General features: G+C 44.4%; 15 protein-coding genes. 9 read left to right on the forward strand and 6 right to left on the reverse strand.

Translation table 11 applies throughout. From position 1 onward, the window contains the following. The 3 genes from VR7878_RS02485 to rluD form a co-directional block, all read right to left on the reverse strand. A partial coding sequence (locus tag VR7878_RS02485) for a Clp protease N-terminal domain-containing protein (protein ID WP_306345792.1) occupies window positions 1-651 on the reverse strand: 651 nt, incomplete at its 3' end. Window positions 652-759: 108 nt separating this feature from the next. Next, window positions 760-1,479, reverse strand: a complete 720-nt coding sequence (gene pgeF / locus VR7878_RS02490) for a peptidoglycan editing factor PgeF (protein ID WP_077333125.1) — start codon at window positions 1,477-1,479, stop codon at window positions 760-762. Continuing rightward, window positions 1,476-2,456 carry a 23S rRNA pseudouridine(1911/1915/1917) synthase RluD gene (rluD, locus tag VR7878_RS02495; protein WP_077333127.1) on the reverse strand — a complete coding sequence of 327 codons (981 nt, stop codon included), beginning with the start codon at window positions 2,454-2,456 and terminating at the stop codon, window positions 1,476-1,478. The genes pgeF and rluD overlap by 4 nt, the downstream gene beginning before the upstream one ends. A gap of 151 nt (window positions 2,457-2,607) precedes the next feature. Here rluD and bamD point away from each other — a divergent pair, with 151 nt between their 5' ends. The 8 genes from bamD to VR7878_RS02535 all read left to right on the forward strand — a co-directional run bounded on the left by bamD (window position 2,608) and on the right by VR7878_RS02535 (window position 11,374). Then, window positions 2,608-3,336, forward strand: a complete 729-nt coding sequence (bamD, locus tag VR7878_RS02500) for an outer membrane protein assembly factor BamD (RefSeq protein ID WP_077333129.1) — start codon at window positions 2,608-2,610, stop codon at window positions 3,334-3,336. Window positions 3,337-3,702: 366 nt separating this feature from the next. Further along, the gene (gene hpf, locus VR7878_RS02505) at window positions 3,703-4,032 is read left to right on the forward strand and encodes a ribosome hibernation-promoting factor, HPF/YfiA family (protein WP_077333131.1); all 330 of its coding nucleotides are present in this window, start codon (window positions 3,703-3,705) and stop codon (window positions 4,030-4,032) included. A 224-nt stretch (window positions 4,033-4,256) separates the two neighbouring features. Then, the gene (gene pheA, locus VR7878_RS02510; RefSeq protein WP_077333133.1) at window positions 4,257-5,432 is read left to right on the forward strand and encodes a prephenate dehydratase; all 1,176 of its coding nucleotides are present in this window, start codon (window positions 4,257-4,259) and stop codon (window positions 5,430-5,432) included. Between the two features lie 192 nt (window positions 5,433-5,624). Then, complete coding sequence (locus tag VR7878_RS02515; protein ID WP_077333342.1) at window positions 5,625-6,671, forward strand: polyamine ABC transporter substrate-binding protein; 1,047 nt, start codon at window positions 5,625-5,627, stop codon at window positions 6,669-6,671. Further along, window positions 6,655-8,979: a putative bifunctional diguanylate cyclase/phosphodiesterase gene (locus tag VR7878_RS02520; protein WP_077333135.1), complete on the forward strand. Its 2,325-nt coding sequence runs from the start codon at window positions 6,655-6,657 to the stop codon at window positions 8,977-8,979. Before VR7878_RS02515 ends, VR7878_RS02520 begins: the two co-directional genes overlap by 17 nt. Beyond that, a complete protein-coding gene (gene yjjX / locus VR7878_RS02525; protein ID WP_077333137.1) occupies window positions 8,979-9,521 on the forward strand; it encodes an inosine/xanthosine triphosphatase in 543 nt (180 codons plus the stop codon). Before VR7878_RS02520 ends, yjjX begins: the two co-directional genes overlap by 1 nt. A 69-nt stretch (window positions 9,522-9,590) precedes the next feature. Next, window positions 9,591-9,971 carry a hypothetical protein gene (locus tag VR7878_RS02530; protein WP_077333139.1) on the forward strand — a complete coding sequence of 127 codons (381 nt, stop codon included), beginning with the start codon at window positions 9,591-9,593 and terminating at the stop codon, window positions 9,969-9,971. A gap of 20 nt (window positions 9,972-9,991) precedes the next feature. Beyond that, on the forward strand, window positions 9,992-11,374 hold the full coding sequence (locus VR7878_RS02535; RefSeq protein ID WP_077333141.1) for a class II fumarate hydratase: 1,383 nt from the start codon (window positions 9,992-9,994) through the stop codon (window positions 11,372-11,374). On the opposite strand, the gene VR7878_RS21035 is transcribed toward VR7878_RS02535, so the two are convergent. Genes VR7878_RS21035 through VR7878_RS02545 form a run of 3 tightly spaced genes read right to left on the reverse strand, consistent with a single transcriptional unit; the run spans window position 11,333 to window position 13,821 of the window. Beyond that, a complete protein-coding gene (locus tag VR7878_RS21035; protein ID WP_159440420.1) occupies window positions 11,333-11,476 on the reverse strand; it encodes a hypothetical protein in 144 nt (47 codons plus the stop codon). The genes VR7878_RS02535 and VR7878_RS21035 overlap by 42 nt on opposite strands. Beyond that, window positions 11,463-11,762: a trp operon repressor gene (gene trpR, locus VR7878_RS02540; RefSeq protein WP_077333143.1), complete on the reverse strand. Its 300-nt coding sequence runs from the start codon at window positions 11,760-11,762 to the stop codon at window positions 11,463-11,465. The genes VR7878_RS21035 and trpR overlap by 14 nt, the downstream gene beginning before the upstream one ends. A gap of 58 nt (window positions 11,763-11,820) precedes the next feature. Then, a complete protein-coding gene (locus tag VR7878_RS02545) occupies window positions 11,821-13,821 on the reverse strand; it encodes a transglycosylase SLT domain-containing protein (protein WP_139343986.1) in 2,001 nt (666 codons plus the stop codon). 194 nt (window positions 13,822-14,015) lie between these two features. On the opposite strand from VR7878_RS02545, the gene ettA reads away from it, so the two are divergent. After that, window positions 14,016-15,683 carry an energy-dependent translational throttle protein EttA gene (gene ettA, locus VR7878_RS02550; protein ID WP_077333147.1) on the forward strand — a complete coding sequence of 556 codons (1,668 nt, stop codon included), beginning with the start codon at window positions 14,016-14,018 and terminating at the stop codon, window positions 15,681-15,683. The last annotated feature ends 10 nt before the right edge of the window (window positions 15,684-15,693 follow it).

Genomic DNA, 15,693 nt, shown 5'->3' on the forward strand with positions numbered 1-15,693 from the left:
TTCAACAATCGCGGTTTTACCCACACCGGGTTCACCAATAATCACCGGGTTATTCTTGGTCCGACGTTGAAGAACCTGAATCGTCCGTCTGATCTCATCATCGCGGCCAATGACGGGATCCAGTTTGCCCTGTTCCGCACGCTCGGTGAGATCAATAGTATATTTCTCAAGTGCCTGACGTAGCTCTTCCGCATTCGGGTCATTAATTTTCTGCCCGCCACGAATTTTTTCGATTGCGTCTGAGACTTTTTTGTCCGTTAAACCAATTTCTTTGAGTAATTGCCCGAGCGGCCCTTTGTCTTCTAAAGCAGCAAGAAGAAAAATTTCGGAAGAGATATAAGCATCTTGCCGTTTCTGGGCAATCTTGTCACACATGTTCAAGAGTGTGCCCATCGTATTCGACAATTGAACTTCGCCACCAATACCACTCACTTTAGGCAGTCGGTCAAGCATTTCTCCCAGTTTGGAGCGTAAATGCATGACATCCACATCTAGCATGGTCAACAGGGGGCGAATCGGGCTGCCATTTTGATCGAGCAAAGCCACCATCAAATGGACGGGTTCTATATATTGATGATCACGCCCGAGTGCAAGTGACTGGGCATCAGAAATAGCAATTTGAAATTTGCTGGTAAACCGATCAAGGCGCATATCTATCTCCTGCTTTCTACGGAGCAATAAAATTCACTGATAGAAAAATGGATACGCCGGATCGTTTTTTCAAGGGGACATGGTCAAATTACCACCACAAAAGGATGGTTATTTGATCCAAATAAATGAAGCTTGTCTTCCGGTGACACCATCACGTCGGAAAGAAAAGAAGTTGTGTGCATCACTGTATGTACATAAACCACTGGAGAACACCTGTTTCACACCAGCTCGGTTCAGACGTTGATGTGCCAATTGCACCAAATCTGCGAACCATTTCCCTGCTTGCTGACGGGGCTCAAATGCTTGCTCTGCCATTGGATCAACTCGGGTAAATGCACTAACGACATCATCACCGACTTCAAAAGCGGTTTTCCCTATCGCGGGTCCCAGCCATACCATAATTTCCCCGGAGAAGCAGGCAACGGCTTCTTCAAGAATACCGTTCGCCAACCCTCGCCAGCCAGCATGAACCGCTGCCACTTCAGTCCCTGATGCATTGGTCATCAAAATCGGCAGACAATCTGCGGTCATCACGGCACAAACAACCCCGGGCGTCCGGGTAAAAATCCCATCGGCCTCCACAACATCGGGCGTAGGATAATCAATCTCTAGCACTCGCGTTGAATGGGTTTGATTCATCCATACCGGTGCCGAAGGCATTTGTGCAGACGCAATGATCCGTTGACGATTTTCAGCAACATGCTCCGGTAAGTCTCCGACATGCATCCCCAAATTCAAACTTTGATATTTCCCTGTAGAAATACCGCGTTGGCGCGTCGAAAACACCGCCTGAATATTTTGAGGATGTTGCCAGTCGGGGATAATCATGATGAATACTCATCTTTGCCATATTTGTTGATATCATCACGTAATGCTTCGGTCAGAATTACCATGTCTTCAGGAACCGGAGCATGAAATTCCAGCTCTTCTCCTGTGATCGGATGTTCAAACCGCAGCATCACCGCGTGTAGCGCCTGACGATCAAAGTTTCTGATCAACGCCACCACATCGTCATCCGCGCCTTTGGGAATTTTGACCCGTCCGCCATAAGCAATATCACCCAACAACGGATGCTGAATCGATGCCATATGCACCCGGATTTGGTGAGTTCGGCCGGTTTCCAGACGTAATCTAATCCGCGTATGTTCACGGAAATGTTCTGCAACCCGGTAATGTGTTACTGCCGGTTTTCCCATTGGTGACACTGCCATTAATGTCCGTTTGGTCGGATGTCGTCCAATCGGTTGATCAACCAGACCACCAGCGGTCATCGTGCCAATTGCAATCGCTTCATATTCCCGGGTAATTTTGCGTTTCTGAAGCGCTCGGACTAAACGCGTTTGCGCCGGAACCGTCTTCGCCACCACCATCAAACCGGTGGTATCTTTGTCCAAACGGTGGACAATCCCCGCTCGCGGCACTTCCGCAATTTGTGGATAGTGATGCAGTAATGCATTCAATACCGTACCATCAGGCGTCCCGGCACCGGGATGAACCACAAAATCACGAGGTTTGTTGATCACCAGAATATCATCATCTTCATAGACAATATCCAAGGCAATATCCTGAGGCAACCAGCGTTCTTCGTCTTCCAGTTCAGCGTGAAGGATAATTTCTTCCCCTCCCATGACTTTCTGACGCGGTTTAATCACAACCTCGCCATCGACCACCACTTTGCCGGCAAGTAACCATTCTTTAAGACGAGAACGGGAAAAATCAGAAAACAGTTCAGCAATCGCCTGATCAAGGCGTTGTCCTAACTGACTATCTCTTACGGTACTCTTTAATTCAATCTGCTGAGCCATATCGAACTTTTTAAAAAACAAGGAGACTAATAGTCCCTAGTATGGATAAAATGATGCACTATTGTATCTGTTACCACAGAGAAAGTAACGTAACCTTTTACAAAGAGAACTTTCACTGAACTATTTTGAATTAAAGGAAGCCACTTCTGACATGAAATACCAAGCTTTATCAGGTCTACTTGCGCTGACACTTCTCGCGGGATGCTCCAGCAGTGAACATGTTGTTCCCGATATTCCCCCTTCACAGCTCTATTCAGAAGCCAAAGTCTCTTTGCAAAGTGGTAACTGGACCAATGCAATTGAAAAATTGGAAGCCATGGACTCACGTTACCCGTTCGGTGCGTATTCCAAACAGGTTCAGCTTGATCTGATCTACGCTTATTATAAAAGTGATCAGCTCGCCATGAGTCTGGCAACGATCGATCGGTTTATGCGTTTAAATCCGACTCACGATAAAATCGACTGGGTGCTGTATATGCGGGGCTTAACTAACATCGCCCAAGATACAAACTTTATGCAGGATCTGTTTAATATTGATCGTTCGGATCGCGATCCTGAGCCTGCAAAAGAAGCTTTTGCCGATTTTAAGAAATTACTTGAGCGCTATCCAAACAGCCCTTATGCCAAAGATGCCCATCAACGGCTTCTGGCCCTCAAAAACAGACTGGCCAATTACGACTTAGCAACAGCAGATTTTTATTTGAGAAGAGAAGCATGGATCGCAGCAATCAAACGTTGTCAGGAATTGCAGAAAACCTTCCCGGATACTGAAGCTGCGAGACAATCGCTACAAATACAATTAAAAGCTTACCAACAGTTAGGGTTAACCGAGGCTGTAAATCGGACGAAAACACTCATCCAATTAAACCCTATCGAATAATTACGACTTAATATACTGACGGATTGCTCTTCTCATCTTGAGAGGAGCAAGACGATTTAGGGCGGAAGGCATAAGATAAGTTATCTGAGTTGTATCTCTGGATACTTTTTAATCTGGTGCTTTTTAACAGGCTGAGATAAGCCACTAAAAAACAAATATTTTTCAGTTCAACCTTCTTCTAATCTACCGTGCCGTAAAATATTCTCAACTCTTTTTTCACTTTCTCGCGATGACTCTTTGCGACAGATCACGTTTGGTTCGACGTCAGAATTTGCCATTCATTTAAGTGACATTCGTCACATTTTTTCCATATCAAACAGGTAACCTGAAAGTAATCCAGATGGGATAGCAACAGAGGAATCACCTATGAATGTAAACATTATCGGTAAGAATATTGAAGTCACCTCTGCAATCCGCGAGCATATCGAAGGGAAAATCAAAAAACTGGAAAAATGGCAAGTAGATATCATTGGCTGTCAAACCACTTTCCAAGAAGAGCCGGATAAAAAGAAAAAATTTGAGGCTGTCATTTCTATTCCTAAAGGGCAACTGGTTGCCTCGGCCACACACGAGGATCTTTATATCGCGGTGAATGAAGTTGAGCAAAAGCTGGAACGTCAGCTCAATAAGCTGAGACACAAACCTGAGGCCAGACGCACCGATAAAGATAAAATTGACCCATCTACGACCTTGTAAACAGGAAATATTCATCATCTCTGACAGCGCTGATTCAGCGCTGTTTTTTTGCTTGACGCCTTATAAGACCTTGCTTATTGTGTGACTCATGACCATTTTCGATTTTAGATTCATCCTATGAATCAGCGCCGAAACTCCGAATCAAAATGACAATCATTGCGCATATAAAATAACAAATGGAGGCCTCCTTTCTGTGCGGAGGTCTTTTCTTATGAGGAAATATTATGACGTCTCAGAAGTACTCTTTGCAGGATATTCGCTTAAGACTGAACGAGTTAGACGATCAGTTACTTCAGTTACTCTCAGAACGCCGTAAATTAAGTATTGAAGTGGCAAAAAGCAAGGTGGAAACCGCCAAACCTGTGCGCGATGCCGACAGAGAACAACAATTACTGGTTAAACTGATTAATAATGGTAAAGAAAAATACCAGTTAGATGCTCCCTATATTACTAAAGTGTTTTACACCATTATTGAAGATTCCGTCTTACTGCAACAAAACTATTTACAGAATTTAGCCAACCCGGTGCACAGAAAACCGACTTCCCGCGTTGCTTTTCTGGGAGCGAAAGGCTCCTACTCACATTTGGCAACTCGTGAATATTTTAGCCGGAAAAATGTCGAACTGATTGAAATGAATAGCGAGCAGTTCAAAGATGTCACCAAATCGGTTGAATCAGGACACGCAGATTACGGCGTATTACCGATTGAAAATACCAGCTCAGGCTCAATTAACGAAGTGTATGATCTGCTGCAACGCACAACATTACATATTGTCGGAGAATTAACACTACCGATAGAACACTGCCTGCTGGCAACACAAGATATTTCTCTGGAAGATATTCGGGTGCTTTACTCTCACCCACAACCCCTACAACAGTGCAGTGAATTTTTAGGGTATATGCGTCATGTCACTCTGGAATCCTGCATCAGTACCGCGGATGCGATGCAGAAAGTCAAAGAGATGAACCGCCATGATATCGTCGCGATCGGTAATGCTTCAAGCGGAAAACTTTACGGCTTACAACCCATCAAAACCAATATCGCTAATCAAACCGAGAACTATACTCGCTTTATTATTGTGGCTCGGAAACCCGTCGAAGTTTCCTTACAAATTCCCGCCAAAACAACACTGATTATGGCAACATCCCAGGAAGCCGGTGCTCTGGTTTCAACACTGCATGTGTTGCAAAAACTGGGAATTAATATGACTAAACTTGAATCAAGACCGGTGATGGGAAACCCTTGGGAAGAGATGTTCTATGTTGACTTAGCGGCTCATTTAGCGTCGGCCGAAATGCAAAAAGCCTTAGAAGAATTAACCCGGTTAACGAAATTCCTCAAAGTGCTGGGGTGTTATCCGATTGAAAATGTAAAACCGACGCAAGTGGAACAATATTGAGAAACTGGTGATTTCAACATTTGATACAGCTGACAATACGGCATCGGCAACATAGAATCCGTGGGTACCAATGAATGCTCTCACCCAAACTTAGTCTTTCGTCGTATTGTTATCTGAAATATAGGATAAAGTAGCAAATAGCATCTACCCTATTTTCAGGTTCGGCATACGTCAGGTTCAAACACATATATGATGTTTAAAAAACTGGTTAGAATACTGATCATTATCTTTGCTGCTATCCCCTTAACAGCCAGAGCTTCAGAACTTAATATTTATCTGTGGGAAGACACGCTGTCAAAACATGTCATATCAGAGTGGAATAAATATTTTAATATCCCTTTACATCAATTTCATTTCGATAATGATGATGAGCGAAGTCTGCTCATGCTGAAAAGTTTTCAGCTTCCTTTTGATATTATTGTTTTAGATAATGTTTCTGCTCAAATTTTTGCCCGTCAGGATGCTTTTGAGGATCTCTCATCACTAGAAAACCGTCAATATATCGACCCCCGTTGGAATCAAGTTTGCGGGACACACGCCATTCCCTATTTTTGGGGAAGTGTTGGGATTGTCTACAGAAAAAATAAAATCGTTTCCCCTCCGCGCACATGGTCTGAATTCATGAATCCCCCCCCAGCGGTCAAAGGGCATATCGGTATGATACAAGACAGCGTCGAAACATTGTTACCTTTCCTGTATGCACAACACCTATCCCCGATAACGGATGCCTTACCTGAGTTGAGAGCCGCTTATCATGCAATGGAACGTTTTAACGCCAATATTATTACTTATGAATATGCACTAAGCTACGTACGAAGCCACAAAGATAATAATAACCTGTACATGGCATTGGGATATAGTGGCGATCAATATTCACTCAATCGGTATTTTCACAATGACAATTGGCATTTTATCACCCCTGACGGACCGATATTTATTTGGGTTGACTGTATGGCAATCAATAGTAATTCAGTCAATAAAAAGGCAGCAAAAGATTTCTTGAATTACCTGATGCAACCGGATGTCGCAGCTAAAAATGCCCTGGATATCGGAGCGGCAACACCAAATATGGCAGCACTCAAACAACTTCCGGCAAGTTTTATTCATGATAAGAGTGTTTTTCCACCAATCGGAAATATGAAGAATGTCATTATTGATACGGAACTTTCACCCTTGAATTTAAATATACGATCTAAAATCATTAATAGCCTAATTAATCAGCATGAAGCTCAGCCATAGAATATTATTACTCATCGCACCTGTTATTTTAATGGGTGCTGCTGCATCGACTTACATTATTTATGTGATGCAAAAAGATGCACTCATTAAACGGACTGATAGTTACCTACAACTCAACATGGAAAAACTAGCAGGTTATTATCGTCAAACGAATACACTGGTTAGTAGTTATGCCTACACATTGGCTAAAAGCGATATTATTCGCCATTATATTCACCATGAACAGAATCCGTTCCGAGAACTTGAGCTGGTTGATAACCTGAATGACACCATTTATGCACTTCAACCCAAGCAACAACAGTTTGTCGCGTTATCGATTCTGAATAGCCAACACAAGGTTCTTTACTATGCTGACAGAAGTCATGACCCATTTGCCCAGATAGATCCCAAAATTCTAAACTACACCGAGCAAGTATACCGACAAACCAAAAAACTAAAGTATGTTGGCTACACTGAAAATTCATCCGGAGAAGGTGTCTTAGTTCGTTATGATGTTTTAGATACGAAAACGCTGCAAACACCGCTGAGTTATAACCAGAATGAGATCTTTTTCGTTCTGGTTTATGCAACGCTTGATCGTTTCAATCATCTGAAAAAAAATCTGGAATACGATAACCAAACCACCATTTTTTTCACCGACCACTCTGCGAAGAATACAACCTCTGAAAAACAAGAACTTGTCCAAACAGTTGAACTTCAGCCCGGCTGGTTCGCAACACTGGATCCGGCACCATTGATTCTGAATCAACAGCTCAATGCTATCCAGAAAGCGTTAATTTTAGCGTTTAATGTCTCAGCACTTTTTACAGTTATCCTGCTATTGCTCCTGCTATATCGACATGTGATTAATCCAATCACCCGACTGGATCATCAATTACAGGAAGTTGAAAACAATCAGCGTAAAAATATTGAAGTGCTGTCGAGCAATGATGAGATCGGACGTTTATCATCAAGATTTTATGTCATGTATACCGAACTGGAGAAAACCTACCAGCAAACCAAGTTATTGGCCGAAAACGATCACCTCACTAATCTGGCGAACCGTCACCAGTTTCAACGTCATGCCAAAGCGATTCTTTCTCAGGCACGAACAGATATCTGGGCTCTCTATATTGATTTAGATAACTTTAAATACGTCAATGATAAATATGGACATCAAATCGGGGACTCACTACTGATTAACTTTGCAAATCACATCGAAACATTATGCCAAGATTTTAATCAGACCTATGACGTACAGTGTCTGGCCGCCCGGCTTTCCGGAGATGAATTTGCCATTCTGCTTCATTCATCCACTCAGCAACTTAAAGTCGCTGATGAATTTGCCCGGAAACTATTAGAACCAATACAAAATCGGGCACAGTCACCCATAGGGCACTTCCCGATTACAGCCAGTATCGGCATTGCGACCTTCCCGGAAGATGGTCAACATATTGAGAAACTCCTCTCCAACGCTGATACCGCGATGTATCAGGCAAAAAATGCAGGCAAAAACCAGATAGCACATTACTCAAAAGCACTCGATAAAGTTGTCAGACGTCGGGTGAACATTGAGCGGGCACTCCGAAACGGTTCTTTCGATCATGAGTTTAGTTTGGTTTATCAACCCTATTTTACCGGCTCCGGAACAACCATCATGGGATTTGAAGTGTTACTGCGCTGGGAATCCGTTAAGTTGGGCGAGATCTCTCCCGATGAGTTCATTCCAATAGCAGAGCAAACCGGATTATTCGGTGATATCGATCGTTGGGTCATCCGCAAGGCCTTTGAAGAATTCGCAACACTACAAAACCTTCAGGATGAACCGAAAAAAATTGCAATCAACCTGTCATCCGCAGAACTGAACTCCTTAAAACTGGCAGAATATATTGAAGCACTTGCGACCACTTATCAGATCCCTGTTCATTTGGTAGAGTTTGAAATTACTGAAACATTTGCCGCCGAATCTCAGAGTTTTCCACTATTACACGAATTATCGAAGCTTGGATTTGGCCTGACGATTGATGACTTTGGTTCCGGATACACATCGCTTTCACAGTTAGTTCAATACCCAGTCCAAAAAATCAAATTAGATCGTCAGTTTCTTGATACCCTAATTGCCACGGAAAAACATCAGGTCGTGAAACCATTGATTGACCTGTGCCATTCTCAGAATATGGCAGTCACGGCTGAAGGGATCGAAACGGAAAGCATGTATCAATGGCTGCAGGCATACCAATGTGATTATTTACAGGGCTATTATTTCGGTAAACCACTGTCGATCACTGAACTGAAAACACTCGCAGAACAATCAAAAGGAACACAATGATGGCCCGAATTATTGTCGCATCACTCAATCCAGTTAAAATTAATGCGGTAAAGAATGCCTTCCAAGAAGTATTCCCGACACTCCAGGCAGATGTAAGCGGTATTTCTGTTCCCAGTCATGTCCCGGAACAACCGATGAGTGACTCAGAAACACGTTTAGGCGCATTAAACCGTGTTTCCAACGCCCGCAAGAAAATACCGGATGCGGATTTCTATGTGGGTTTGGAAGCAGGTGTAGAAGGACAATTTACTTATGCATGGATGGTTATCGAATCTGGACAGAAAAGAGGCGAATCCCGCTCTTCCAGCCTGCCGCTTCCTCCGAAAGTCGTCACGCAGTTAAATCGTGAAACTGAACTCGGTAGCGTTATGGATCACCTGTTTCAGACAACCAATATCAAACAGCAGGGCGGTGCGATCGGCTTACTGACCAACCACCTTCTTACTCGTGGTTCGGTTTATCATCAGGCTTTGATTCTGGCGCTGGTTCCGTTCATCAATCCAACACTTTATCCTGATAACCTGACTCTCACTTCAAATTAACCAACCGCACCAACTTGCATTCGAACCGGTATAATGATAATAATTATCATTATACTGAGAGGTGAGACTATGCATCGAGAAGAGATTTTATATAACGCTTTTTTCAAAGCTCAGGATCGGTTCATTCACGATAACCAGCCTCTGGGAAGCGAGCCTGAGATTATTCAGGAATATATTCAGAGTGGTCTGCTGCTCGCGTCACTTTATCGTCCCGAGACACATCATGAAAACTCGTTACTCCATGAATTGTTTCTCCGTCAGATTTTTTTTCATCTTCTGGACGCCATTCAAAATCCCGCCAACAGTCGAATTTTCCGCCGCATCTGTCTCGATTCAATCCATATCCCACTGCTTACGCTCAAACGCTATTACCACCAGCTCGATAATGGCGATGTTAAACTTATGGAACTACAACAACAGTTAAGAATGATTCAGACCATACTCGATTAATAAATCATAGGAGCGCACTCATGAAACAAACATTCAGAACTGAAGCCGACAGTATGGGAGAAGTGCAGGTTCCTGCGGATGCCCTCTATCAGGCACAAACACAACGCGCTGTGAATAATTTTTCCATCAGTAAAAGACCAATGCCAGACGGGTTTATTCAGGCTTTAGCCTATATCAAACAAGCAGCAGCACAAACCAATGTTCAATTGGGCTTACTGGAAGATGATATTGCCAAAGCAATTCAACTCGCATCCCAACAAATTATTGACGGACAGCACCTAGAACAATTTCCTATTGATATTTTTCAAACCGGCTCCGGAACAAGTTCAAATATGAATGCCAATGAGGTCATTGCGACACTCGCATCCCGGATTCTCGATGACCAGATACATCCGAATGATCATGTCAATATGGGGCAAAGCAGCAACGATGTGGTTCCGACAGCCATTCAAGTCAGCAGTACCTTGTCTATCGAGCAACAACTACTGCCTGCGTTGCGTCACCTGGTTGAAACTCTCAAGCAGAAAAGTAGCGAAGTGGGCCATTGCGTCAAAACAGGACGTACCCACTTGATGGATGCAATGCCGATTACATTTGCTCAGGAACTCAGCGGCTGGGCTCATCAAATTCAACATGCGATGCAGGGAATTGAGCATAGTCTGACGTCAGTCAAAGCTTTAGGACAAGGTGGGACAGCCGTCGGGACTGGCATCAATGCAGACCCTCGGTTTGCCGCAGCCTTTGTTGAACACTTGTCTCAAAAAACCGGGATCCAGTTCACCAGCAGTGACAACTTCTTTTTCAATCTCAGTAGTCAGGATGCCATTGTCGCCCTATCAGGCCAATTAAAAACCACAGCCGTCGCTCTGATGAAAATTTCAAATGATCTGCGCTGGATGAATTCAGGTCCGCTTGCCGGATTAGGGGAAATAGAGCTCCAAGGACTACAACCCGGCTCATCGATCATGCCCGGCAAGGTTAATCCTGTCATTCCGGAAGCAACGGCAATGGCCGCAGCTCAAGTGATTGGTAATGATGCAACCATTACCATTGCCGGACAGTCCGGCAACTTTCAGCTCAACGTGATGTTACCTGTCATTGCTCATAATATTCTGGAAAGTATCGAACTGCTGGCCAACAGCGCTACAGCATTAGCCGATAAAGCCATTGCAACATTTACAGTGCGTCAGGACAATCTGGATGTTGCCTTGGCGAAGAATCCGATTTTAGTCACTGCGCTCAATCCCGTTATCGGATATTCAAAAGCGGCCAAAATCGCCAAACAAGCTTATCAACAACAGCGAGCAATTATTGATGTCGCAGTTGAAGAAACCGATCTGAGTAGAGAAGAATTGGAAAAACTACTCGCCCCGCAGAAACTGACTCAGGGAGGTATCGGTTAACAACGCAATATCGGGAAGCCAAAAATCAAGCCGGCTGAGGTTGACCGTATGTTCACCGTCAAACTCAACCGGCTGATCGAAAGGGGAATTAATTTTTTCCAAGCAGCAGTTCCGTCAAGGCTGCTTTATTGTCTTCAGAACATGATTTCAGTTCATTCGAACCTCTGGTGATCGTTGCAACGCCCACTCCCAGCATTTGACTAATCTGCCGCTGAGACATATCACCTTTGAGTAGCTCATAAAATATATTGATTCTGGAAACCAACGCTTCCCGCTCATCTGAAGTCATCATCATCGTCAACACCATTGCCAGACGATCTTGTTCCGATGCTTCTCTCAGCAGCTCCAATAAAGACTGCCAGTCAGTAAATTTCGGTTGCTGTAACATGACTGTACTCGTTGATTGATACACTCATCCATTGTAGTCGTTTTATCGCCCAATGGAATCAATATTTTGTCTCCACTTCGGTATGCTGTAAAAAATTACCTTCCACTCCCATCAAATACCGGTAGTAGTTTTCGAACATCAAGACATTTTGCACATAGCCTCTGGTTTCATGGAAAGGGATCGACTCGATGAACCGATACACATCCAGCCCACCATCCGAATCTTCTAACCATTGATCAACCCGGTATGGCCCTGCATTGTATGCAGCAAAAGCCAGAATCCGGTTCCCGTCATATCGGGTCAGCAATTCATGAAGATACTGACTACCCAGCTCAATATTTTTTTCCACATTAAACAGATCATTGGCATTGTGGTACTGCAGTCGGTATTTTTTGGCAACATGCCGGGCGGTAGATGGCATAATTTGCATCAATCCCTTGGCTCCCACCGGAGAGTGCGCTTCAATATCCATCGCACTTTCCTGTCTTGCTAAAGACATCAATGAGATCGGATCAACATTGTTTTTATTGCCAAAAAATTCAAACCATTTCAGATAAGCTCTGGGAAAACGCAGATCCAGATTGGCCCACAGCTTGGCCTGAATCGAAGCGACGACAGCCAGATGATACCAGTGCGCTGTTGCGGCATAACGTGCCAGCATTGCACGCTCTTCTACTGAAACACGCTGCAGCAGCCAACGCCACTCGCTTTTAGAAGCCGCAATTTTCCCTCGCTCAATCAACTCCTCAATCCGAATCAGCGCTTTCTGATAAGGTTCAATCAAATCAGGGTTGTAGTTCAGTGTCGTCGTGCGATAGACAAACGGCTGTTGCAGAATCTCCGATGCCGCCACCCCATAAAAACTTCGTAATTCGGTGAGCGCAGCGAGTTTATTGATACCTTCGGCTTCATTACCCGATTCGATCTCACTGCGGCCAAGCCAGAACTGCCATTTGGGCAACTGTTGTAATGATTCGGGTAAATAGCCAATCCAGCGATGAATATGACGCCAGTCCCCTTGTCTGATTTCCTGACGAATACGTTGTTCGATTAACTGGACATCACCGCTTTCTGTAATGACTTGATCCCGCCATTCAGTAATCCCCGATGCTTGTTCTTCATCCAGTAATTGTCTGGCGACATAGAGAGAAAGCTGATTCAGTGCTTCAGTATTCAGCACTGTCAGTTGATGTTGTGCGATCAGCGAATACACGGCAATCGGCTTCTCAGCGGCCCATTTTTTTAAACCAAGCACGACCGTTTTAGCATCATCAGCACTTAATGTATTGGTATTGATCAGTGCCAGTACCCGCTTCGGGTCACGATAGACATCCAGCAATCGTTGCGCCTGTCCATGTGATTGATCCGTTTTTAACTGTCGAGTGAGATACTGCATCAGAGAGAAACTGCGTTGTTCAAATGCAAGAAACATTCGCTCAATAATCTGTCGATCCGTAAAAAACCGCGTCTGACGCCACTGAGAAAATAAAAAATCGCACGCATCGGAGACACTTTCCCCGCTCAGCCATAGCGATTCAGCGCCCTGATAGGCTTCACTTTTTCTGCCGGTGTGCCACATCGCTGTATAGTAATAGCAACGATATTTTTCTTGTCTGGGAAGCGAACGTTGATAGGTCAATAAAACGGACCACTTCTTCTTCTGAGCCAACGCCTCTATATAAGGCGCACTGATTCGTCCGGAAAATGGGAAGTTGCGGTGGCTGTCGATGAAATTTTTGATAACCAATGGCGGCTTATCACCGATGTTGACTAAAATAGAGCGATAATCAAGATAAGGTGTTAAAGGGTAATCAAGCAGCTGGTCACGGATACGGTGGTATTTATCGACATCTTGATGATCCAGCCAAAGTTGAGCCTGCTCGTAAAGCTGACGCTGTTGTTCCAGTGTTAAGTCGCTTTGCGCCAAACTATTCGGTATATAGAAACAGCCGAGCACAACCCCAAATACAATGGGCAATATACCTTTCTGCCATAACCCGTTCATAAACGATATAATCGGCCTGATTCCCCTAGAACGATTTCTTAACATTTTAGCCATAATTTCCTCATTTATTACATGAGAGAGGCTAAATTAACAAAAAATCTCAAACAACATCAATTTGCATATTTTTTCACAAATCATCTGACGCCCCCAAAGTCTGGATGAAAAAAATGTCTGCAAGTAACAAATGTCATCTGATTAGTATAAAATGACGGTTTTGGTCTATGAGTAACAGTTAGGAACGATCGGCAATGGCTGAATACGTGTATACAATGTCTCGGGTGAGCAAAATCGTGCCCCCGAAAAGACAAATCCTGAAAGATATCTCTCTAAGCTTTTTCCCGGGTGCCAAGATTGGTGTTCTGGGTCTCAATGGCGCAGGTAAATCAACGCTGCTCCGTATCATGGCTGGTATTGATACCGACATTGATGGCGAAGCACGTCCTCAACCCGGACTAAATGTCGGTTATCTGCCACAAGAACCGGTACTGGATGAAAGCAAAACCGTCCGCGAAATTGTTGAAGAAGCAGTTTCTGATGTAAAAAATGCCCTTGAGCGTCTCGACGCAGTTTATGCAGCTTACGCTGAACCGGATGCAGATTTTGATGCACTTGCCAAAGAGCAAGGAGAACTGGAAGCCTTAATTCAGGCCAAAGATGGCCACAACCTTGACAACATGCTAGAGCGTGCTGCAGATGCACTTCGCCTGCCTGAATGGGATGCGAAAATTAGTCACCTTTCCGGTGGTGAACGGCGTCGGGTCGCGATTTGCCGCTTGCTACTGGAAAAACCAGACATGCTGCTATTAGACGAACCAACCAACCACTTGGATGCCGAATCCGTTGCTTGGCTGGAGCATTTTCTGGTTGATTACAGTGGCACCGTGGTAGCCATTACCCACGACCGCTACTTCTTGGATAATGCTGCGGGCTGGATTCTGGAGCTTGACCGTGGTGAAGGTATTCCATGGCAAGGGAATTATACCTCTTGGCTGGAGCAGAAAGATGCCCGTCTGAAGCAAGAAGCGGCTCAGGAAAAAGCCCGTCAGAAAACCATCGAGAAAGAACTCGAATGGGTTCGTCAGAATCCAAAAGGTCGTCAGGCAAAATCAAAAGCCCGGATGGCTCGCTTTGAAGAGTTGCAAAGCAGCGATCATCAAAAACGTAATGAAACCAATGAACTGTTCATCCCGCCCGGTGAACGTTTAGGTGAAAAAGTCATTGAAGTGAAAAATCTCACCAAGTCATTCGATGGCAGAGTGTTAATTGATGATCTGTCGTTCACCATGCCGAAAGGGGCGATTGTGGGTATCATTGGTCCAAATGGTGCAGGTAAATCTACCCTGTTCAAGATGCTCAGCGGTATAGAACAGCCTGACTCCGGCACCATTGACATCGGTGATACGGTGAAGCTCGCTTCGGTTGATCAGTTCCGTGACAGTATGAACGATAAAAATACTGTTTTTCAGGAAATTTCCGAAGGCGCCGACATTATCCGCATCAATAACTTTGAGGTTCCGGCTCGTGCCTACTGCTCGCGCTTCAATTTCAAAGGTGTCGATCAGCAAAAAGTCATCGGAGAACTCTCCGGAGGTGAACGGAACCGCGTCCATCTGGCAAAACTGCTCAAAGCTGGCGGTAACGTCTTACTGCTTGACGAACCGACCAACGATCTCGATGTGGAAACACTGCGGGCGCTGGAAGAAGCGTTGCTCGAATTTCCGGGATGTGCCATGGTGATTTCGCATGACCGTTGGTTCCTTGACAGAATTGCGACACATATTCTTGATTACCGTGATGAAGGGCAAGTCAACTTCTACGAAGGTAACTATACTGAATACTCAGAATGGCTAAAACAGACACTGGGTGCTCAAGCGGCAGAACCACATCGCATTAAATACAAACGTATTGCGAAATAGTGTTTTCTGT

The organism is Vibrio ruber DSM 16370 (genome assembly GCF_900163965.1).
Classification (GTDB): Bacteria; Pseudomonadota; Gammaproteobacteria; order Enterobacterales; family Vibrionaceae; genus Vibrio; species Vibrio ruber.

What these genes read in the sequence shown, in the direction of transcription:
- pgeF (WP_077333125.1), bottom strand. Translation starts at nt 1,479, where the DNA reads ATGATTATCCCCGACTGGCAACATCCTCAAAATATTCAGGCGGTGTTT.
- rluD (WP_077333127.1), bottom strand. Translation starts at nt 2,456, where the DNA reads ATGGCTCAGCAGATTGAATTAAAGAGTACCGTAAGAGATAGTCAGTTA.
- bamD (WP_077333129.1), top strand. Translation starts at nt 2,608, where the DNA reads ATGAAATACCAAGCTTTATCAGGTCTACTTGCGCTGACACTTCTCGCG.
- hpf (WP_077333131.1), top strand. Translation starts at nt 3,703, where the DNA reads ATGAATGTAAACATTATCGGTAAGAATATTGAAGTCACCTCTGCAATC.
- pheA (WP_077333133.1), top strand. Translation starts at nt 4,257, where the DNA reads ATGACGTCTCAGAAGTACTCTTTGCAGGATATTCGCTTAAGACTGAAC.
- VR7878_RS02515 (WP_077333342.1), top strand. Translation starts at nt 5,625, where the DNA reads ATGTTTAAAAAACTGGTTAGAATACTGATCATTATCTTTGCTGCTATC.
- VR7878_RS02520 (WP_077333135.1), top strand. Translation starts at nt 6,655, where the DNA reads ATGAAGCTCAGCCATAGAATATTATTACTCATCGCACCTGTTATTTTA.
- yjjX (WP_077333137.1), top strand. Translation starts at nt 8,979, where the DNA reads ATGGCCCGAATTATTGTCGCATCACTCAATCCAGTTAAAATTAATGCG.
- VR7878_RS02530 (WP_077333139.1), top strand. Translation starts at nt 9,591, where the DNA reads ATGCATCGAGAAGAGATTTTATATAACGCTTTTTTCAAAGCTCAGGAT.
- VR7878_RS02535 (WP_077333141.1), top strand. Translation starts at nt 9,992, where the DNA reads ATGAAACAAACATTCAGAACTGAAGCCGACAGTATGGGAGAAGTGCAG.
- trpR (WP_077333143.1), bottom strand. Translation starts at nt 11,762, where the DNA reads ATGTTACAGCAACCGAAATTTACTGACTGGCAGTCTTTATTGGAGCTG.
- VR7878_RS02545 (WP_139343986.1), bottom strand. Translation starts at nt 13,821, where the DNA reads ATGGCTAAAATGTTAAGAAATCGTTCTAGGGGAATCAGGCCGATTATA.
- ettA (WP_077333147.1), top strand. Translation starts at nt 14,016, where the DNA reads ATGGCTGAATACGTGTATACAATGTCTCGGGTGAGCAAAATCGTGCCC.